At 34.9% G+C, this 21,724-nt stretch carries 20 protein-coding genes and 2 pseudogenes; 8 read left to right on the top strand and 14 right to left on the bottom strand.

Features of this window, described 5'->3' with window-relative positions; genetic code table 11:
- Positions 1-732: 732 nt before the first annotated feature.
- The 4 genes from QF028_RS29750 to QF028_RS29735 all read left to right on the top strand — a co-directional run bounded on the left by QF028_RS29750 (position 733) and on the right by QF028_RS29735 (position 3,510).
- Entirely contained in the window at positions 733-1,560 is an 828-nt protein-coding gene (locus QF028_RS29750) for a hypothetical protein (protein ID WP_429471128.1), read from the top strand.
- Positions 1,561-1,788: 228 nt separating this feature from the next.
- On the top strand, positions 1,789-2,025 hold the full coding sequence (locus QF028_RS29745; protein ID WP_429471126.1) for a helix-turn-helix domain-containing protein: 237 nt from the start codon (positions 1,789-1,791) through the stop codon (positions 2,023-2,025).
- A gap of 533 nt (positions 2,026-2,558) precedes the next feature.
- On the top strand, positions 2,559-3,062 hold the full coding sequence (locus QF028_RS29740; protein WP_429471124.1) for a competence protein ComK: 504 nt from the start codon (positions 2,559-2,561) through the stop codon (positions 3,060-3,062).
- Positions 3,063-3,270: 208 nt separating this feature from the next.
- Entirely contained in the window at positions 3,271-3,510 is a 240-nt protein-coding gene (locus QF028_RS29735) for a hypothetical protein (RefSeq protein WP_429471123.1), read from the top strand.
- Positions 3,511-3,588: 78 nt separating this feature from the next.
- On the opposite strand, the gene QF028_RS29730 is transcribed toward QF028_RS29735, so the two are convergent.
- From QF028_RS29730 to QF028_RS29720, 3 genes and pseudogenes are all read right to left on the bottom strand, one after another.
- Positions 3,589-4,131: a transposase gene (locus QF028_RS29730; RefSeq protein WP_429471121.1), complete on the bottom strand. Its 543-nt coding sequence runs from the start codon at positions 4,129-4,131 to the stop codon at positions 3,589-3,591.
- On the bottom strand, positions 4,132-4,242 hold the full coding sequence (locus QF028_RS29725) for a hypothetical protein (RefSeq protein ID WP_429472605.1): 111 nt from the start codon (positions 4,240-4,242) through the stop codon (positions 4,132-4,134).
- A gap of 214 nt (positions 4,243-4,456) precedes the next feature.
- Positions 4,457-4,612 (bottom strand): annotated as a pseudogene (locus QF028_RS29720) (magnesium chelatase domain-containing protein); the annotation flags it as partial.
- A gap of 66 nt (positions 4,613-4,678) precedes the next feature.
- Between QF028_RS29720 and QF028_RS29715 the strand changes: the two are divergent.
- Entirely contained in the window at positions 4,679-5,374 is a 696-nt protein-coding gene (locus tag QF028_RS29715; RefSeq protein WP_429471119.1) for a right-handed parallel beta-helix repeat-containing protein, read from the top strand.
- Between the two features lie 34 nt (positions 5,375-5,408).
- Positions 5,409-5,711 (top strand): hypothetical protein, encoded by a 303-nt coding sequence (locus QF028_RS29710; RefSeq protein ID WP_429471117.1) that lies wholly within the window; start codon positions 5,409-5,411, stop codon positions 5,709-5,711.
- A 35-nt stretch (positions 5,712-5,746) separates the two neighbouring features.
- Here QF028_RS29710 and QF028_RS29705 read toward each other — a convergent pair whose 3' ends face one another.
- The 3 genes from QF028_RS29705 to istA form a co-directional block, all read right to left on the bottom strand.
- On the bottom strand, positions 5,747-7,066 hold the full coding sequence (locus QF028_RS29705; protein WP_429471115.1) for a hypothetical protein: 1,320 nt from the start codon (positions 7,064-7,066) through the stop codon (positions 5,747-5,749).
- Positions 7,067-8,722: 1,656 nt separating this feature from the next.
- Entirely contained in the window at positions 8,723-9,472 is a 750-nt protein-coding gene (gene istB / locus QF028_RS29700) for an IS21-like element helper ATPase IstB (RefSeq protein ID WP_429471113.1), read from the bottom strand.
- Positions 9,469-11,019 carry an IS21 family transposase gene (gene istA / locus QF028_RS29695; RefSeq protein ID WP_429471112.1) on the bottom strand — a complete coding sequence of 517 codons (1,551 nt, stop codon included), beginning with the start codon at positions 11,017-11,019 and terminating at the stop codon, positions 9,469-9,471. The genes istB and istA overlap by 4 nt, the downstream gene beginning before the upstream one ends.
- A gap of 1,200 nt (positions 11,020-12,219) precedes the next feature.
- Here istA and QF028_RS29690 point away from each other — a divergent pair.
- The gene (locus QF028_RS29690) at positions 12,220-13,779 is read left to right on the top strand and encodes a right-handed parallel beta-helix repeat-containing protein (RefSeq protein WP_429471110.1); all 1,560 of its coding nucleotides are present in this window, start codon (positions 12,220-12,222) and stop codon (positions 13,777-13,779) included.
- A 162-nt stretch (positions 13,780-13,941) separates the two neighbouring features.
- On the opposite strand, the gene QF028_RS29685 is transcribed toward QF028_RS29690, so the two are convergent.
- Both QF028_RS29685 and QF028_RS29680 read right to left on the bottom strand, forming a co-directional pair.
- Entirely contained in the window at positions 13,942-14,412 is a 471-nt protein-coding gene (locus QF028_RS29685) for an IS3 family transposase (RefSeq protein WP_429471108.1), read from the bottom strand.
- Positions 14,413-14,414: 2 nt separating this feature from the next.
- Positions 14,415-14,564: a hypothetical protein gene (locus tag QF028_RS29680; RefSeq protein WP_429472660.1), complete on the bottom strand. Its 150-nt coding sequence runs from the start codon at positions 14,562-14,564 to the stop codon at positions 14,415-14,417.
- A gap of 70 nt (positions 14,565-14,634) precedes the next feature.
- On the opposite strand from QF028_RS29680, the pseudogene QF028_RS29675 reads away from it, so the two are divergent.
- A pseudogene (locus QF028_RS29675) lies at positions 14,635-15,018 on the top strand (ATP-binding protein); the annotation flags it as partial.
- 296 nt (positions 15,019-15,314) lie between these two features.
- On the opposite strand, the gene QF028_RS29670 reads toward QF028_RS29675, so the two are convergent.
- The 6 genes from QF028_RS29670 to cps2T form a co-directional block, all read right to left on the bottom strand.
- Positions 15,315-16,637, bottom strand: a complete 1,323-nt coding sequence (locus QF028_RS29670; RefSeq protein ID WP_429472603.1) for a UDP-glucose dehydrogenase family protein — start codon at positions 16,635-16,637, stop codon at positions 15,315-15,317.
- A 388-nt stretch (positions 16,638-17,025) separates the two neighbouring features.
- On the bottom strand, positions 17,026-18,051 hold the full coding sequence (gene rfbB / locus QF028_RS29665; protein ID WP_429471106.1) for a dTDP-glucose 4,6-dehydratase: 1,026 nt from the start codon (positions 18,049-18,051) through the stop codon (positions 17,026-17,028).
- Positions 18,051-18,905 carry a dTDP-4-dehydrorhamnose reductase gene (rfbD, locus tag QF028_RS29660; protein ID WP_429472602.1) on the bottom strand — a complete coding sequence of 285 codons (855 nt, stop codon included), beginning with the start codon at positions 18,903-18,905 and terminating at the stop codon, positions 18,051-18,053. Before rfbD ends, rfbB begins: the two co-directional genes overlap by 1 nt.
- A gap of 3 nt (positions 18,906-18,908) precedes the next feature.
- Positions 18,909-19,469, bottom strand: a complete 561-nt coding sequence (gene rfbC, locus QF028_RS29655) for a dTDP-4-dehydrorhamnose 3,5-epimerase (protein WP_429471104.1) — start codon at positions 19,467-19,469, stop codon at positions 18,909-18,911.
- A gap of 18 nt (positions 19,470-19,487) precedes the next feature.
- Positions 19,488-20,366, bottom strand: a complete 879-nt coding sequence (gene rfbA, locus QF028_RS29650) for a glucose-1-phosphate thymidylyltransferase RfbA (RefSeq protein WP_429471102.1) — start codon at positions 20,364-20,366, stop codon at positions 19,488-19,490.
- 173 nt (positions 20,367-20,539) lie between these two features.
- Positions 20,540-21,697, bottom strand: a complete 1,158-nt coding sequence (cps2T, locus tag QF028_RS29645; RefSeq protein WP_429471100.1) for a beta 1-4 rhamnosyltransferase Cps2T — start codon at positions 21,695-21,697, stop codon at positions 20,540-20,542.
- Positions 21,698-21,724 lie beyond the last annotated feature (27 nt).

Here is a 21,724-nt window from a genome sequence, read left to right as displayed (position 1 = left end):
TTGAAACAACTATTTCCAACTTTCGACCTACTTCTACATTCCTGATAGGTTAAATTCGACTAAATTCCATATAGGCTATACTAATCAAACGTTTGGTTAAAACAGCTATAAGTATCGGTGTATAACAATTCTCCCTGCAAACCTAGAACGAAGATTGTCGAGAACCGCAAGAATATTCACCAGGAAATACCCCACATTTCCACAAAATGCACCAGGTTTCTTATGAACCACCTTCATGTGATAAATTCTCCATCATTTCAACACTACACAAACGATTAGTTAAAACTCGCCTCAATACCCACCATGACTGAACTTTCCGCTTCAAATACCTGAAAAGAATGTCGATAGCTGTCTCCAACAATGCCTTTTTTAAAAAGGATCCCTGGTGGGCAGCTGAATTAGGGTTTCTCCCAATTCAAATATGTGGCTTTTTACTGAGTTTCCTCTAGTAAACCTAGTTAACTGAATAAATATAGAAGGTTATCAAAAGGAGGAACTAACACCCCTTCCGGGGTTAAAGATGCAAAATGATATCAAAACTAGCTGAAATTGCAAAAAACGGCTTCAAAAATCACTTTTGACCCCCTTTTTGTTGCGTTTCGTTACAAAAGCGCCTCCAAAAGTGAATTTTGGTCGTTCGATTTACCTAGCCAAGCCCGATATCGTTGAGGTGCTGGAATCGTTAACTTAACGATTGGAAGCACAAATTAATGCGGTGGAAGGGTGTATGAAATGGTTGGTTTAAAATCTGGCAATATTGAAAGATTCGAGCAGTTTTCACAATTTAGTTCGCTGCAGGAATTGAATACCCATATCGAGATGTGGTTAGCGGTACACAAGCATGATTTTTCAAAAGGAGCACTGGTTGGATTGAAGCGGCTGGTTCGTTTTTCTGCCAAAATACCTGGCGTATGCAATGCGAAAATAGGGACCATTTTAAAAGCGATTCATCAAGAATACAGCGATCATGGAATCTCACGCTCTACCTTTAAACGAATGATTCAAAAAGCAAAGGACTTGGGAATGATAACGGTTTATGAAACTGAAAGAAATAATGGTTCACAGTCTAGTAACTTGTATTCGTTTAATCGCTTTCCTTCAAATGAACTACCTAAAGAGGAAACTATGAACCACCCTAAAGAAACTAATAATCTTTTAAAAACTGAAAAAGATCAAAAGAATAAAGAACGTAAAGAAGAACCGTCCGAATTAGACCATACCTATGTGAGCGACCGAGTTCCACAGCCTTTTGTTCAACTGGTAAAATGCTTCTTTCCTGAGGCAAAGACAATCGAGGAGTATTGGAAAATCGTGAAAATCACTGCCTATCAACACCATTGGGAAAATGATCCCGAACTAATCCTAGATGTCGCCCTCCAATCCTTTAAGCAGCTCATCAGGAAGCTGAAGTTCAACAGCAACATCAAAAATCCCTTCGGCTATTTTTATGGAATCTTAGACCATAAGTTTTTGATACTTTATCATGAAGCACTCGAAGAGAAGTTTGATTTGAATGATGAGGAAATTGTATTTGGTCTGGGTTCCAATCTGAATCATTAACAGTTTAGTAACAACGGTATTGGTGAAGAAATCATGTTTTTTGGTTTCACTATATGCAACCCCAAGTTAGCAATGATTGCTGCAACAATGTACAAAAAGTGACAAAAAACGCATTAATCACCATATTATTCTCAAAAGAATCAAAATGAGACGCTTAAGCGTACCACATTGTTTTTTTTTATATGTTAATTTTTCCTTAGAGTCATTAAGGCAGGTGAACCAGGCGCTATGGGAAAAAAAGTTATCGTGATGTTTCTTAAAATACTAGAAGAAAGAAATATGTCTATCAGACAATTATCCCTCTTGTCAGGTGTTCGCCAAGCAGCTCTCAATCAATTAGTTAATCAACAAAGGCATAATATTAATTTCGGCCATATAGAGAAGATTGCTAAAACATTAGAAATAAACGATATGAATCAAATCATTGCCTTGGTAGATACAGATGATGATGACGACGATGATTAAGTCGCTTTCTCTCTTTTTAAGTTAGGCAGTACATCGTTATGACAATGGCCCTCAGAATTACTCTAATTCACATTCGCCATAGGGTTAAATGTTAGAAAAATAGTTTGGTAATACTTTATAAAGATTTCCTACCTTATGACTACTCAAGTGCCATTTACTTCTGTGATTCATCCCCTCCTTGATACCTCATATGTGTATCTTTTATCATTCGATGATCAGATATTGTGTAACCATTAAAAGACGCATATACATACTTATTTCCACAAATCTCATCCAACATTAAACCATAACCAGAAATGTAAACGTTTTAACGAAATAGCTCTATTATCGATAGAATAGCTGCTTATTTCTTTAAATATCCTCATATCTTTGTAAACCAATTTGGGCAAGATGTGATGTGAAAAGTTATCGAAATAATGACGAAAGGAAGTTTCTAATTAAGTAGAGGTCTGAAGGCAAATTAGGGGGGCACCAATATCACTACATAGATAATAGAAGGTATTGGAGTCAAATCATTTAAGGGAGTTGAAATCTTGTTTATACAAAATAAATATATTATCAATCCGCATTTTATGTATATGGCTGGTCAGTATGATCGAAACGCGAAGCTTTGCACACTAGTAACGGAACTGGATAGAACTTTTATCGTAGACAAATCACCTCTAGAAATTCTAAATGACAGTATCAGATGTATTGGCTTTGATTTAAGGGGTGCCATGGAAACAGCTAGGTGGCTCCTTGGTAATAAAAATATGTGTCCGATCATGGTTAATCCTGTACATAGAATTTGTGTGTTCCCTGATAAATCCTCAAAACATAACGATACAAAATGGTTTAATCCTGTACATATCACAAGAACCATTAGTTCCAATCAACAAGCAAAGGTAGAGTTTACGAATGGACTAACCATTACGGTTCCTATGAAACTTTATTCTTTTAATCATAAACTGCAAACGGCGGAGCAATTTATGAAAATGACCATTGGAATAGAAAAGGAGCCATTTTCTTTTGAGAAAGACCCTAGAAAAGGGGCATGAATTTTACAAATCGATTGAGATTTAGACCTGATCCTTTCGTGACTAGTTGAATCCACTTGGAACGGTAGAAACTTTTCAAAAGTTTCCGATTATTGTCAAATCAATATAGGGAAGAAGGTAGGATTTTAACGTATACTAGTTTATGTACATATAATTAATAGAATTAAATCTATGAATTCAATTGCCTTCAGGAGGAGAGGACTAGTATATGAGGGTTGTAACAAAGAGAAAATGTGACGAACTAGAAATTATCAAAATCTACATAGACAAGAGTTTGACATTTACGGTAGAAACTTTCACAGTGCCTGAAGGCTACAAAAGCTTCGCAAATAATTCCTATCTTCACCACTATGATTTACTAGGAACTGGATTTCATGAAAATAAAGAAGAAAGTGTAAAACTAGCCGTTCAAGATTTACGTGAAATGGTGGCCGCATTCCCGGGATAATACATAGAACAATTAAACCATGCTGGAAAAACAGCATGGTTTTTTATATCCCTATCGGGCGGTGACAGGCAACGGAAGTTATCTCAAACTTTTGCAGTACTTCTCCCGCCTCCGTTCTATTGTTCCTTCGTAATAGTCTAATAGGCAGTCCATATTCATAAACAGAGGTGGTATAGAGCTGGGATACTTAAATAGATAAAAGCTGCTCCAAGGATAGTATTCAGGCTGCCGAACCATTTTTGCATCAATAGGATTTAAATGAATGTAGCGGCTTACCTCTAACATCCCTTCTTTATCTTCAATCACCTTGTCATAATAGCGTTTTTCATAGACATGTCCTGTTAAACGGTACTTGGCATTGTAATAGTTTGCGTACCGTTTGTTGATTAAAGACATAAGTTTTGAAAAGGGGATTTCTGGTGAAAGAATCTGCAGGTGGTAATGATTGGTCATTAAACAATAGGAGGCAATTTCAAAAGGAGTTTTCTCATGAAGCTGATGGAGAATGTGGGGGAAAGCTTGGAAATCAACAGCGTTTCGGAACAACGGATCACGCCGGTTGCCCCTGCAAACAATATGGTAAAAACGATGGGGTATCCAGATTCTTTTCTCACGTGACATTTACTTTTCCCTCGCGATAGATTGTTGTTTATAAAGACCTTGACGTCTTAGCGTCACGGCTTCCCAAATGGCTGTATCAGTTATTTGGTCCTCTCCAGCTAGATTAGAAATCGTTCTTGCTAAACGTATAATTTTGATTTGAGCCCGGTTACTACAATTCTGTTTTTACTGCTACGTTCATAAGCATCTTATGCTGATCACTTGTTAACGGGCTTGTTTGGGAAATGACCTCAAATGGGAAATCCTTAAGTGGTGGGTTAGTAAAGAGTAGCATGGTTCCATTTGAAGGTAGATTCGTGAGGAGAGGTAGCATTTCTTGACCTTCTAAATTCTCTGCTACCCGTTCTCTAGACTCCTTTACCGAGGCATCTGGCATCCCAACAATAACCATCGGTTCCGTACCAGTCCTTATTCTCACCTCTACTTGCACACGATAGCCTTCCAATCCTTTTAAACCAATACTTGATACTTTAACAGTCATACAAAAACCTCCATAATCTAACTTGTTATGTCAATGAAATTAAAAATGGAATAAATAAAATCAGTTTTGAAAAAGTGTATTACCGAAACAAACGCGGAAAAAGTAGTTGTTCGCAATCTGAAAGTTTCAGGAAATGGAACAGGGACACAACCATCAAATACGATTGACGCACCTAACGTTTCAGCGGCTGGCTGCGGAATTGTATTTATCGGAGTGAACAAAGGGTTAATCGAAAATTGTATTGTAGATAATTGCGGTGGTAATGGGTTAAATGGGAACAACGGGATTGCTGGTATCTATTTAACCTATAGTTGTCATGAGTGTATTGTTACTAAAAATCGTGTGACGAATTGTAGAAATGGGATTAATGAAGACAACTTCTTTTGTCCAGCTAATAAAGATGCTCAACACAATATCGTTTCTCAAAACTATGTTGATGGTTGCAGATTCGGGATTGCTACCGACTGCTATTTAAACGCTAAAGGATTCCAAATCATTAATAACGTCATTAAAAACTGTATGTACTCAGCAATCGACGTAAACAAAACATCCCAAGTCTTGATTAAAGGTAATTGGATTGAAGGAAACGGAAATACAGGATCAGTAGGTGTTTATAGTTCATCCATTAATATTTATGGTAATTCGGACGGTTCAGTTAATCCTCAAAACGTTACCGTTGAGGGGAACATGCTTATTAACAATTATTATCACGGTGTCAAAGTGGCGAATAATTCTTACTACATTAGTATCTTAAACAACTAGATTCTAGGTGGTTCTAACAGTCAAACAGGTGGGAATGGTGTTTTACTCCATCTTAACAAGCGGAAGTGTGAATAATGCTATTAATGGAAATGTTGTTACAGGTTCCAATCATAAATATGGAATAGGATTACTCGATAGCAACTCTATTTTAAATACCATTGGGGCTAACGTCCTTTTAGGAAATGCACAAGATCTAGCTATGGCGAATGAAAAACAGTACCTGCAAGGGAATCAAATGAATGGTGCGAATAGGATTACTTTACGTTCATCGGGTGGTCATTACTTCAAAGTCATTATTTCTGACACAGGAACATTGTCAGGAACTGAAAAATTTTAATAATTAAAAAGCCCTTCTTTTATGAAGGGCTAACTTTAAGAAGCGATTGAAAGTTCGGTTACTATAGAGTTAGTTTTGAACTTATTGTTATAAACCTTTGATTTAACAGCTAAGAAAAGCGAAAAATATATTAGAGTATAGGTTAAGAATATATAATGATCACGAAACACTTCTGTTGCATAAGAAGAAACTAAAAAAGAAGCAAAAACAATAAAGTAAATTTTAGCTTTGTTAAAATTGTTCATTCCGGAGAATAACCTTAAGACTAACACGCTATAGAAGTTAATTACTGCGAGAAGGTATATGATTCCACCTTGCATAATCGTTAATGAAGAACTGTTAATAGTTAAGTGCTCATGAATGTTTTGATGTGCAATATCAATATTAGCCAAACCAATTCCAGTACCTTTACCATTAAATAAGTTTAATGCTTCGTAATTAAGATAAGCTCTTTCATTGTAAACACTCGGAATAGATGATCCGTGTTGAAAAAATTCTGCTACTAAATCAGAGGATTTTTCATACTCGTTCGCCATATCGGATGTTAAGTAAACACAAATAGCAATTACGGGTAAAGTATATAAGGCAATAAAAAACCTCAGTATTGTTTTTTTCTTGTATCTGGGTTTTAAAATCTTTACTCCATCCATCGAAATGATTAAGAAGATTAAAAGAAATAAAACCACAGTCATAAAAAACATTTTCATATCGTTGTATTGCTGTATGGTGGCCATAGTCACGAATTGTATCATTAACAACAAAAGCGTCGAAAACCTCTTTCTTTCAATATAGAAATAAAGATTAAACAAGAGAGTTGTAATCCAGATGAAATTCAAGACACTAACGCCGTTAAGACCAACTAAACCAGAATAATGATCAAAGGCATTTGGGTTAAAAGACAAAAAGTTGCTCATCATAAAGTTCCCTGTGTAAATTTGGATAATGACTATAATAGTATTTACAACAAAATACACATTCAAAAAATTTCTTAATTTAAACGCAACATCTTTCAATGAATCATAACTATATTGCTTCCTTAAGAAGAGCAGAAATAATAAATAAGTTGCTGGTGAGAAAGTAGTTAATAAACTATTGATAAAGGTCCGATTAAATCCATGTTGAGAAGCATTCATTCCTAGAACAATAACAAGGAATACAGAAGATAAAAAAACAGCATAGGACGAATTTTTAGAAACGTTTTTCTTTGCGCTGAGTAATCTTAAGCCCATATATAATAAAATAAATAAATCAAACATGTAGAATGGAGTGTACAGCACTTCGAAATACCGAAAGAAAAAGACATTCGCTAAAATAATATAGAGGAGTGTGATATCAATTCTCTTAATACTTATCATTTAAAAACCTGCCCTTTATTACAACTTTAATTTTATTGTTACAAAAACGTAATAAGTATAACATGGTTTCGTGAGACTTTTCTATCATAAAAATGAAAAAATTTACATTCTTTTGGTAACTTTGCAACACGTTGTGTGGATGATTTATAAAGCTACTGTTTCAGATAAAGGAACCTTATCGCAGACAGTTCTATACTGTCATTAGAGGCAACGATTATTCTTTAGTAGGGGGATTAAATGAAATTATTTATATTAAAAAGAACTGACAATGCTGATTATGATTAATTTGATTCTTTTATTGTAAGGGCTGAAAATGAAAATGAAGCCCTTGAAATATGTGAAAAAGAAATTAAACGTTCCCTTTATTCAGATCAGAAAAATTATATCAACAAATTCACAGTTGAAGAATTATCCTCAGAAGGAGAAAAGGGTGTCTTGACTGCTAGTTATAACGCTGGTTAATTAATTCACTATTGGCCCAAAGAGTGTTGTACCGAGAAGTCTCACTAACGGGCAATAATGCTCAAGTTTTCTCAAACTTTTCGCTAGTGTTAAGATCAATGCAGTGGATCCTACCTGTTTCTCTTATTCTACAAATCTCGACATATATCGGGTGGTGACACAGGAATTCAACTGGTATGTTTCTCAAGGTATAGATTGGGTTGCCTTTCCCTGCTATACGATTTTAATACCACCAATAAACCTTCTGTTTTCCTTTTAATCGTTCACTTTCCAAACAAAATTATTTACTTTGCTATATGGGAGACTATATTCCTTAGTTATGAGCTGATTACTTTGTTACCTAGACCCAGGGGGATTTCTTTATTACGGTTGGTGGAAAATATGGTATTCTGCTTTAATTAATCCTATACTTTTACTAATTTTATTAGATTTTTATAAGTTGCATCCAGGCTAGAAAATAGGGTGAGGGTGAAAGAACATAAAATGTGATCAATCCAAAAGGTCGTTATTGTACGACAATTGATCAGATCCAGCGTAAATTTGCATTATTCCTAATGGTATAACCAAATAAAATTCCTCCAGTTAACGGTGTACATAGTCCAATAAGATTATGAAGATACCAAAAGTGACAAAAAATGTAATTATTTCAATGCCCCTCGCAACGAAACCAAAATGAGACGTATAAGCGTTCCACTTTGGTTTTTTTATATGTTAATTTTTCCTTAGAGTCCATTTTAGGCAGGTGAGTCAGGAGCTATGGGGAAAAAATTAAAATGATGATTTTTGAATTAATTGATGAATGAAATATCTCCATGAGAGGATTATTGATTACGGCCAAGAGAATTTACCATCCTCGCCATGTTTTTTACCACTGTTTGCCAAGGAATTTACCAGGCTACGCCAAAGTATTTACCAATCTATAAAAAGCCCTACAGATTAACATTTAATCTTATAGGGCTTTTATTCTTACATAATTACTTAGGCATATTATTGAAGTAATCGAAGATTAATTTTCTAGACCCTTCATAAATATCTTGTTTAGTCCAGTTATGAGGAAAAGGTTCCTCTCCATAAACACTCAAAAGCTTTTCTATTAGTTCCTTGGGAAAAGGTACCCAATTTTTGTAACCTACCCAATAATAGTATTCTTCGATTTTCTGAATTTCCTTCCTTGTCATTGTGGTCATTTTATAATTACCTGCCTAACCCATGACGCTCACGCATAGAAACTTCTCCGTCTAGTAGAATCTGATAGGAGTCATGGATAATGCGGTCTAAAATAGCTTCGGCTATAGTATCATTCCCTAGTTTTAAATGCCACCCACTCGGATCAATCTGTGAACAAAAAATAGTTGAAGCAACTTTATGGCGTGCCTCTGTGATTTCTAATAGAATAGCAGCTTCATCAGTTGATAAATCTGTTAATAGCCATTCATCAAGTATGAGTAGATCCACTTTCGTATATTTTTTGATGCTCTTCCGAAAACTTCCGTCGGCGGCCAATTTTGCGAGTGTTAGTTCATCCAATAATTCCGGTAAGCGAATGTATTTTACGTTATAAAATTGTCGGCAAGCAGATATACCGAAAGCGGTAGCTAAGAATGATTTCCCTGAACCAGTGGGTCCCTTTAAAATAATATTGTGGCTATCGTGAATATAAGTACCGCTAGCCAGTTTCAGTATCAATGCTTTATCTAATCTCCGATCCTCATGGTATTCCAGGTCTTCGATGCATGCCTTGGAGTTTAAAAATGTTGCTGTTTTGATTAAACGTTCAAGCTTATTACTCTTCCGACGAGAATGCTCTAAATCTACGAGTAGACTAAAACGGTCTTCAAAACTCATCTTTTGAAAATCCTTATTCAATGCTTGCTCTTTATATGCTTCTGCCATTCCGCCCAATTTCATTTCGATTAATTTACTTAATGTTTGTTCATTCATCATTTGTCCGTTCCCCCATAATAAGAAGCTCCACGAGTAAAGCCATAATTATTTTTGCTGATTTCTGTTTTCCTTTTCAGTTCTTGCTCGGCATCATTCTTTTTATTGTTCTTTAGTATTGTTTGAATGCTTTTGACCGTCGGTCTTTGAGTCATGGAAATCACCATTTTACACGCACGTTCAATTTCATACTTTGTGTAGCGACGTTCAAACTTTTTCAAAGAAAATATGGATTGTAAGGCCAGTTTTTCAGTCTGTGAATTATCAAGAAAATATCGAATCACGCTTAAGGTAGATGCCCCGATATTTTCTGCCCATTCAATCGCAGCTTCTGGGGTTTGATCAACAAACAATTTATGGTTATCAGGCATATGGTCGCGAATAGTGGCAGACTGACCAAATTTCCCATATAATCGTTTATGAGATGCCACTCTCATATGATTGAAAAAGATTTCAATAAGGTCGTCTGATACTTTCACATCAACTTCTCGATTAATGTATTCGTACGGAACAGAATAAAACATACTATCGACAGATAGGTGATAGTTAGGACCCACTGTTGCCTTTTTCCATTCAGACATTTTATAAGGTGCGGTGGGAAGGGGAGAAAGCGCAAATTTCTCCTCTTCTTCAAAGGCAGACAAACGCGACCCTTTTTTCCGAGTAAAGGGTCGCTTATTGAATTCATCTAACTTTTTCCGAACTTCTTCGTTCAATTCCTCGATACTGAAACAATGTTTATTTCTTAATGCAGCGATTATCCATGTAGAGATTACTCCAACTGAACCTTCCACACTAGCCTTATCTTTCGGTGTACGAACCCTTGCTGGCATTACAACAGTGTTATAGTAGTCCGCCATCTCTTTGTAAGTAGGATTTAAAATCAATTCACGGGTTGTATGCTTCGTCACGCTCGTTTTTAAGTTGTCTGGAACTATAATTTGAGTAGTACCACCGAAATACTTGTACGCATTATTGTGAACTGTAATCCACGAATGCGAATCCATAGATAAACTTGCTTCCGCATATGAAAATTGACTGCACGGTAAAGTTGCAACGAATACATAGGCTTTTACCTTTTCACCAGTATCCCTATCGATAATGAAGGCAGTGGATCCCGCCCAATCAACTTCCATAATTTCTCCGGGTTTTCTGCGAATGCGCAATGTCGCTTTGTACTTGTCTGCGTACCTACTATAATGACGCAAGAAACTACGATATGAGTACGGAATTTTATTAGCAGCTCGACATTCGGCCTCATATTCATGATGAAGAAGTGAAAGTGTCACATTGGGCTTTGCCAACTCTTCATGAATATAATCAAAGTTCAAGGGGTGTCGCCCAGAAGCCTCCAAAGTCCTCTCAGGAAAGAGAAATTCCTCAATCCATTTATCCGTCATTTCCTCCTCTAACGGACAAACTAACCCCTTCTTTTCGGCAAGGCCAATGATCTCAGTAACTTTTTGACGAGAGTTACCGGTACTTGCGACAATACCTCTAAGGCTAATTCCCTCATCGTGTAATTCCAAAATCTTGCGATAATGAATCATACAAAAAACCTCCTGCATAATAATGGCACACCCGAAGGCGTGCTCACTAATTATACAGAAGGCAAAGTGGTAAACAGACTGTCACTTACTGGTACATTTATTGTCATTCAGTGGTAAGAATAATGTCATCGGTGGTACATTTCATTGGCTGTAATCAGATTATCCCGCCTGACAAGTGTTCGCCCTGCAGCTCTCAATCAATTAGCTAATCAATAGCGGAAAAATATTAACTTTGGCCATATTGAGAAGATTGCTGAAGCGCTTAATTTAGATGATATTAGTAAAATAATAACCTTGGTAGATACTGATGAGGAAAGGGATGATTAAAGAGTACTGTTTAAAGTTCCTGAAGGCTACAAAAGCTTTGCAAGTAACTCCTTTGTTCACCACTATGATTTAGAAGGATATGGATTTTATAAAACTAAAAAAGAGAGCGTAACACTAGCCGTCAAAGACTTACATGAATTGATGGAAGCGTTTCGGGATAATAAATGCTAAAAAAGGCTCAGTCCCATGGAGATCAAACCTAGATATTAACTCAGAACCATATTTTCGAAACTATGCTGGAAAAATAGCATGGTTTTTTATGTTATCAGGCGGTGTGGGTTACGTATTCATATGACAAAAGGTTTCCTTCTAGACTCGCTGTAAATTGTAGCAGCATGGTTCTGGCCACAAGGTAGCACTTTAATTCTCATTCTTTTATTCTACAAATCTCGACATATATCGGGTGGTGACAGGCACCGGGATTTAAACGAATTAAATTAATTAATTAATCAAAGATGGAGTGTACCCGGACCTCCTGAAAAGTTAAGAAATATTAGGAATCATTTAGAACACTTTGAACAGAGATTAGATCAATGGGTAACAAATTCAAAAGGTCTTAATTTTTCGGATTTTAATTATGGAGATAATGATTATGGTATTAACAATCAAGATAAATTTAGAAAACTAAATAATTATGATTTTTATTTTAGAAATCAATCTGTAAATTTAAAAGAAATATTTAATTGGTCAAAAGAAGTATCGATCTGCTTTGAAAAATAAAATGACCTTTTCACAACCAAAACGCAGATTTATTGAAATACGCATTTTGAACATAACGTAAAAGAAAATAACTATTAAAAGAGACCCCTCAAGCATGGAAATTATTGCGAATTATTAATAAATCGTTGTATAGTGTTGTAAGAGGTGGATATCTTGGAAAGACGAAATTTTTTAATGAACCTCGTTTTCGGGGTTCTTTCTTTCTTTTTAGGCTTTATATCTAGTAAAGGTGCAATCACGTCCTTTTATAAAATGGATTGGTTTAAAGTTATAGAAAAGGATCAAGATTCAAAAGTTGATAAAATTAAGGATTTATATACACATCATTCAGGTGTTAGTCTTGAAAGCTATAGGCACTTAGTTTTAAACATAGGTACATCTAAAGAAGATTGGGAACCTGCTCTAAAAATGGCTATAAAAGATATAAAACTACTTGGTGGAGGAGATGTTTTTTTCCCTTTTGGACGAAAAAGAATTACTAAAGAAGTTTATATATCTTCTAATGTTCGTTTTATGGGGGTAGGTGAAGGTTCGGAAATTTGGACTGACGTTCCCATGATTAATTTAATTGTCAGTGAAGTCAATGCTGTAGGTTGTGAAGTTATTGGTTTAAAGTTAACTGGGAGTGGTTTTGGAAATCAACCAGTAAATTCATCCGTAAATCAAAATGTAACCAATACAGGAAGTGGAATAATATTCAGAGGTGTAAGTAAAGGGGTAATAAAAAACTGTTTTATCAGTAACCACGGTGGAGATAGAAGTACTTCTAACAAAAATGGGGTAGCCGGAATATGGCTTACTTATGGTTGTGAAGATTGTTTTATTGTTGAAAATCATGTGACAAATTGCAGAAATGGAATTAATGAAGATAATTACTTTTATCGTGATGCCAAAAATAATACAATTCAATCAAATTATGTTTCTAATTGTATTTTCGGAATAGCTACCGAAAATGACAATGGGAAAGGTTGTAAAATTCTAAACAATACGGTTAAATTTTGCACTTATGGAGCAGTAGATGTAAATCGTTCAAGTTATGTATTAATTCAAGGTAATGTCTTTGAAGGAAATGGATTAACTGGAGAAACAGGCATATTTGCAGCAACTATCACATGTTACGGTAGTTCTTCCATCAGACAAAAGCATGTTTCTATTGAAGGTAATCTTTTTATTGATAGTCATGGTTTTGGTGTTAAGATTGCTCAAAATAATTATAATTCGACAGTAAACCAAAATAAGATCTGTGGGGGACTAAATAGAGGTGGGGTTTTAGTTCAAGGAGCAAGATTTTATTCCATTTGTAATAATCAAATCGTAGGGTGTAATGGTTCTGGTATTTATGCAAATGAAATATCAGTAAATGGAAAATCCTTACCTGTAGATGGATGTGATATTTCGAACAACTTAATAACAAGTTGTACAGAAAATGGTATATATTTAAACAAATCAGGAAAAATGACTGTTTCAAAAAATCGTATAACAGACTGTGGGACAAAAGCGGATAACACCTATAATGGAATAGTATTTACTAACGGAACGTCTAACGGAGTTATAGATGGAAATATTGTTGATGGTGCTAAACTTAGATATGGAATAGTAGGGTTAGATAGTAGAAGTGTAAATAACACCGTTTCTAACAATATAGTTATAACAATACCAATGATAGCGAAATATGGTTTTGACGGGAAACAGTATGAGAGTAATAACAATTAGAAAAAAACAGGTTTTAAAATAAACAATAGGACAAGAGGACGACGTAACTCAATAACCTCTCACCTACATGGGTGATGGATTGGAATTTTCAGTTACATCGTCTTTGGCACAAAATCGTCGGGCTTTAATTAACCAACTGGCAGTAATACTCTTTAGGAAGAATCAGGTGAACACTAGAATTTGGCTCAAGTTGCTTAGAAATTTGGCACTCTTCTTTGGCTTCTTCATTAACACACCTACCATGCCATTCAAAGGGTCTCTTAAATCCTTCAGTTGCTTCTCAGCTATAAGAATTTCTTGCCCACGCGGATCATCAGTCGTAGAGGCAGCTTTGGATTTCATAATGCTCTTCTTCGATTGGGTTCCAAGTTCCTCCATTAATCGACCTATGCGCCGTCTGGATACCATGTGACCTGTTTTAAAAAGGGCATTTTTAATTTTACGAGTTCCATATACTTGACGGTTTTTGTTGAAAATCATTTGGATTTCTTCTTTTAATTTTTGTTCTTCTGCAGCTTTTTCTTGTTCTTTTTGAGCTGCTATTTCTGTTTCATAGTAAAAAGTACTTCGAGCAATTTGTAGGACTTCGCACATTGCTGATACCGAATATTTGTTACGATTTCTTTCAATCACTTCTATTTTCGTCCCATTATCAGCGCGGCTTGCTTTAAAATATCGACTTCCATTTCTAGCTGTTTGTTTCTTTTTCTTAACTCCATCAATTCTTGTTCTTCAGGACTTCGATTGTCTTTCTCTTTAAAAGAAAAAGACTGTTGGAATTGCATAATCCACCTGTCTAAAGCAGATGCAGTTAATTCATATTCACTGACTATATCTTGGCGACTTTTCCCATTTGGTTTCAGGGTCTCCCTTATTTCAATGGGAGACTTGGTTCAAACCTTGAAAACTATGGAAATAACCAGGAAGTCTCAAACAAGGATTAAGAGAATAAAAGAATCACAATTAGTTATTATTGATGATTTGATGTACGCAGCAATGGATCCAAGGGAAACTAATTTATTTTTCCCATTGCTTAATGACTTGTATAACAACTCATCGATTATTTTAACATCCAATCGTTCGCCAAAAGAGTGGACCGAGCTACTAGGAGACGTAGGTGTGGCGGCAGCTATTTTAGATCGTCTTATTCATCGAGCAGAAATTGTCCATTTTAATGATTCAAGTTATAGGATGAAACATCGAGAAACAATTTTTAATGAAGAAAGTGTTCAAAATTAATAAGCAAATTTGTTCAAAGAACTTGACGCTTACAGTAGAGCAATTCTGGTTCGTTAACTTAACTTCAATCCCTTTGAAATGGTTTGACACTTCTATGGATTTCGTATTGAGAATAAAATGAGTTTGAGGTTCTTATACCTTAAGGTGCAGGAACTCCAAATCTAATAGCTAATACCGAATATAAAAAGCAAAAAGAAGGGAAGGACAGTTGTCCCTCCCTAGTTATAATAAAACTACAGTTGCTTTTTCTTTTGGACACTGATATCAATGATGTCTTCTAGTACAAAAAATAATTACTACACTAGTGAAACTTCTAAGGTGTTAATAGTTTCTCTACCGATAGAATCATAAACAATCTTTGCATTTTTAACACTATTAATGTCATAGCAATTTCTACCATCAAGGATGATTGGATTTCTCATTAGTTTGCTATAATTGGATAAGTCAAAATCTTTGACTTCATCCCATTCGGTAAAAATAAAACATACGTCTGCATCTTTAAGCGTATCTTCAATAGATGTGGAGTAAGTAATATTCTCAGGGAATAATTTCTCGAAGTTTTCAATCCCAACTGGATCCCATGCTTTTACATTAGCCCCATCCTCAAGTAATATTGGAATATTTACTAATGAAGGAGCTTCCCTTAAATCGTCCGTACCAGGTTTAAAAGTTAACCCTAGCACTGCAACATTCAGACCTTTTAAACTATCAAAATACTTCCTAGATTTCTTGATTAATTTTAGCTTTTGGTTTTCGTTTACATCGATTGCCGCTTTAATAGTCTTTAATTCATGGTCATGGAAATTGGCTAACCAATGTAAAGCTTTTGTATCTTTAGGGAAACATGAACCGCCGTATCCTATCCCTGAATTCAAGAATTTATTACCGATACGACTGTCATAGCCCATACCAAGTGCCACATCTTCTATGTCTGCTCCAATAATTTCACAAAGATTAGCGATTTCATTAATAAAAGAAATTTTTAGTGCTAAAAAGTCATTTGATGCATATTTAATCATTTCTGCACTTTTTCTATTTGTAACTAGTATTGGTGCCCCAAAATCCTTATATACATCACTCAATATCTCACCTGCATGGGGTTCTTCCACTCCAATTACAATCCTAGAGGCATTTAAAGTATCTCTAACAGCTGTTCCTTGAGACAAGAATTCTGGATTGGATGCAATACTTACTTTTACATTATGAACAAGGTTTGTTTTAATCAAGTCCTCAATCTTATCATTGGTTCCAACCGGAACAGTGGACTTAATAACGATGACACAATCTTTTTCAATACTTTCAGCAATTTGAATAGCTACTGCATTGACATAGGATAAATTTGCCGAGCCATCTGGCTTTTCTGGAGTTCCAACGCCAATAAAGATTACATCAGCATCTTTATATGCTTCCTTGTAGTTCGTTGTAAAGTTCAGTCTATCCATGTTTTTTACCATTAATTCTTCTAAACCAGGTTCATAAATAGGAGAGATTCCTGAACTCATTAAGGCTACTTTTCTATCATCTATATCAACACAAAAAACTGAATGTCCATTTTCTGCTAAACATACACCGGTTACTAAGCCAACATATCCAGTTCCTGCAACAGCAATTTTCACTATATATTCCACCTTTGAGAATCTTTTTATAAAAATGTTAAATTCTATACAAAAACAGATTATCTAACATCTGTAAGTAAATTATCATTTTCTTCTAGATGCATTATGCTAATTTGAATTAACAAACAAACCTATTTTATACCAAGTTTCCATGATTGTATATATGAGTATCCATACATTAAAACCATTTTCAGGAATTTCAACAATTTGGACTATACTGTAATTAGTCTGAAAAACTTCTAACAGTAGCAAAACCTTCACTTATAGGTAAATGTTCAGTTTAAAAGAAATAAGTCCTTTCCACTCTTTAAATCTTTTTCTCATTTTAACAAAAAACATATAAGGAACCCGTATCCACACTGTGAATACGGGTTCCTAAATTTAAAGAGAATCAATTACCTAATGTATACTGCTTCTTAAAATAATTTTGATATTCTCCACTAAGGATTTGCTCCCACCACCATTTGTTATCCAGATACCATTCAATGGTTTGAGCAATTCCTGTCTCAAATGTGTAAGTTGGTTTCCATCCTAACTTCTCTAATTTAGATGGATCAATGGCATATCGCTTATCATGTCCTAGACGATCGGTAACAAACTCAATTAACTCTTCTGATTTTCCTAATGTATTAATGATAGTTTTAACAACTTCTAAATTTGTCCGTTCATTATGTCCACCAACATTATAGACTTCACCTGTTATACCTTCATGTAAAACAAGGTCAATAGCTGCACAGTGATCTAAAACATGCAACCAGTCACGAATGTTTTTACCATCTCCATAAACAGGTACTTTTTCATCATTTAAAACACGAGAAATGGTTAATGGAATCAGTTTCTCTGGAAAATGAAACGGTCCATAGTTATTTGAACAACGAGTGATATTAACAGGTAATCCAAATGTTTCATGATAAGCACGTACCAAGAAATCAGATGATGCCTTACTTGCACTATATGGACTATTTGGTTGCAATGGAGTTTCTTCTGTAAAAAATGTATTTGGATCAAAATCTAATTCACCATATACTTCGTCAGTAGATACATGAACAAATTTTGTCACCCCGATTTGTTTAGCTGCATCGAGTAATACTTGTGTTCCTAATACATTCGTATGAACAAATATTTCTGGTTCTGTAATGGAACGATCCACATGGCTTTCTGCGGCAAAGTGAGCAACATAATCAAATTTCTCTTTAACAAAAAGTGGCATAATTGTATCACGGTCAGCAATATCAGCTTTAACAAAATGATAATTATCTTTCTCTTCAATATCTCGGTGTTTAGCTAAATCACCAGCATATGTTAGCAAATCTAAATTGTAAATATCATAATAGGGGTATTTGTTGACCATATATTGTACAAAGTTCCCACCAATGAAACCGGCACCGCCGGTTACAAGTATCTTTTTCTTATCCATTATTTCACCTCATGTTTTAGTGCATTTAAGTATTGTGCTAGAGATTCCTTCCAGTAAGGCAATGGTTTAAAACCGTTATCGACTAATTTCTGTTTAGATAATCGTGAATTTTCCGGACGAACTGCCCTTGTAGGGTATTCTTCTGTTGAAATAAAATTTACTTTTACTGGTTTCCCTGATAGTCGAAAGATTTCCTGAGCAAATTCTGCCCAGCTGCAAAACCCTTCGTTTGTCGCATGATAGATTCCATAGTTATCCGTTTGAATCATATCAAGTAATAAACTAGATAAATCAAGTGTATTCGTTGGAGAACCAACTTGATCACCTACTACACTTAATACATCACGAGATTCAGCTAAGCGCAGCATCGTTTTAACAAAATTGTTTCCATTTAGCCCAAAAACCCAAGATATACGTACTATAAACGACTGTGATATATGGGATTCCACTAATTTCTCTGCTTCAAATTTGGTCCTCCCGTAATATCCCACAGGATTGGGTTCATCCGTTTCAACAAAAGGAATTTCTCCAGTCCCATCAAAAACATAATCTGTACTAATATACATAAATTTAGCATTTACTTCCTTTGCCGCACTAGCCAAGTACTTTGTCCCATTTACATTAACATTCCAACAGTTTTCCTGATCATCTTCTGCCTTATCAACTGCAGTGTAAGCAGCACAATGGATAATCGCATCAGGATTGAATTCTTTTACATATTGGTTAACGATTTGCTCATTGGTTATGTCTAAATCTTTAGATCCAACACCAACCATTTCAAAGCCGCGTTCCACCCCTTCCTGAACAACATCAAACCCTAGTTGCCCAGTAAAACCCGTCACAAGAATTTTCATCATTTACTCTCCAAAATTAAAGTTATTTTCAGACTCTTTTAGTACTGGAGCTCTTTCATCTTTGGCTGATAAAACAGGGGTAATATCCATAGGCCATTCAATACTAATTGACGGGTCATTCCAGATGATTCCACGGTCACATTCTGGTGCATACAACTCGTCCACTTTATATTGAACTTCTACGTCATCTGTCAATGTCATAAAGCCATGAGCAAATCCTTTTGGTATTAATAGTTGTTTTTTATTTTCAGCACTTAACTCAATCCCGAACCACTTCCCGAAGGTTGGGCTTTCTTTTCTAATATCCACTGCAACGTCATAAATGGCCCCCTTTGTACAACGAACAAGCTTCGTTTGAGCTTTTGGATTTAATTGATAATGCAATCCTCTTAAGGTTCCCTTTGTTGCAGAAAATGATTGATTATCTTGAACAAATTTAATTGCAATTCCTTCTTTTTCAAACATTGCATCACTATATGTTTCCATAAACCACCCACGATGATCCCCGAATACTTTGGGCTCAATAATCTTTACTCCAGGCAATGAAGTTTCAATCACTTTCATTTTATGCACACCCCTTTGTTAGTACTTTATGCTGCCGTTTGCAACTTTTAATAGATATTGACCATAACCAGTTTTAGAAAATTTTTCTCCTGATTCATATAATTCCTCTTTACCAATCCACCCATTAATGTATGCAATTTCCTCAGGTGCAGCAATTTTAATACCTTGATGCTCCTCAACAGTCTTAACAAAATTAGTAGCCTCTACTAAGGTTTGGTGTGTTCCTGTATCCAACCATGTAAAACCACGTCCAAGTAATTCTACATCGAGCTGTCCCATACGTAAATAAGCTTCATTAACCGAGGTAATCTCCAGTTCGCCACGTACAGATGGTTTAACACCTTTGGCAATTTCAACAATACGATTATCATAAAAGTATAGCCCAGTAATAGCATAATTAGATTTTGGTATTTCTGGTTTCTCTTCTACGCTTAATACTTTACCATTTTCATCAAATTCAACAACACCAAATCGTTCTGGATCTTGAACATGGTATCCAAATACTGTAGCTCCACTTTCTTTTTGGGCGGCCCTTTGGAGAATCTTTCGCATACCACTTCCATAATAAATATTATCTCCTAAAATCATGGCAACAGAATCTTCACCAATAAACTTTTCACCAATTAAAAAAGCCTGGGCTAATCCATCCGGGCTAGCTTGGATTTTGTATTCAAGATTTATTCCAAACTGAGAACCGTTTCCTAATAATTCTTCAAAACGAGGGGTATCTTCAGGAGTTGAAATGATTAAAATATCGCGAATTCCCGCAAGCATTAATGTTGAAAGTGGATAGTAAATCATGGGTTTATCAAATATTGGTAATAACTGTTTGCTTGTAACCATGGTTAGTGGGTATAATCGTGTCCCACTTCCCCCTGCTAAAATTATACCTTTCATCAAATTATTCCTCCTATATATACTTGTAGTAAATTAAAGTAACATTATTAGTAAATAATTTATTATTTACATTCTCAAAAGCAATTTAAACCAAACTTTTATTCTAATCAAATTCTTGCTACATAAACAACAATTTAATATTAAGGAGAAATAAGAGTCTGAATTAATTAATTTTATACACTTATAAATAAACTTTCATAGGATTGTACTATTTTTTCCCACGAATATTCATTGTTTATTCGCTCTTTTGCTTTTTCTCCCAATTGGTCTATATAATTATTAGAAAAAAGCTCAACTTCATTTACTAAATGAGATAACGATCCTTCTTTTTTAGAAAAATAGACAGCTGCATCTTCTCCTACCTCATTATTAAAAACCACATCTAACAATAAGTTAAGTTTTGTTGATGCTAGAGCTTCTAGTAACGATGGATTTGTCCCACCTACTTCATGACCATGGAAATAAGCAAATGCATTCTCTCTTATTTTTTTTAATAGCTCTTGATTATAAACTGTACCGACAAACTTAATACGAGGGTCGATATTAAAATTAGTCCTTGTTAATAAATCTTGATAGAACTGGTTCTGTTCAACATTTGAAATAATAACTAAATCTTTTTTAGTTTTAGTTTTCATAAACTCTCGAATCATTAATTCATAGTTATTTTCTGATACAAAACGCCCTACTATTAGGTAGTATTCATTTGATAATACATTATTTTTTGTATACCACTCCGTTAATAGATTTTCATCATTAGAAATGATTGATGGTGTTACATCCGCACCATACGCTATGAATGTTGTTTTCGGGGAAAACTTATTATAGTCTGTTTGGATATAGGATTCAATGCCCTTAGAATCACATACTAGAATATCTGAATGTTTAACCATAAGACTCTCAGATAATTTCCAATACCGTCTAATCATTGGACTCCATTTGCTTCTTTTCCACTCATGACCATCTGGATTAACAAGTACTGTAACACCTAATTTTATTAATTCTTTTTTATAATAAGACATAAATGGTCCAATTCGGCATGCTAAAATATAAATTATAGCATCTGTTAATTTATGTTTCTTTATATATTTAATACTCTCTCTCAAACTTAATAAATCATAAAGAACTGCTTTGGCACTGCCTATATTAGGAACATTAATATTGAAGCATCTAGCCCCATTGTGTTCAAATTCTTTATCATTATCTCCTAAACAGGAAACATGGTACTTAATATTATTGTTCTTTTTCTTTGCGGTTAGTTGTTCTACAAATGTTTCAAAACCACCATAATTAGCTGGAATACCTTTAGAACCTATTAGAAATACATTTAACAATAATGACACTTCCCTTTATATTATCCT

The organism is Neobacillus sp. B4I6, assembly GCF_050434045.1.
Lineage (GTDB): Bacteria > Bacillota > Bacilli > Bacillales > Cytobacillaceae > Neobacillus.
Note: the sequence above shows the minus strand (reverse complement) of the source record. Positions and strands in the feature narration are given on the sequence as shown.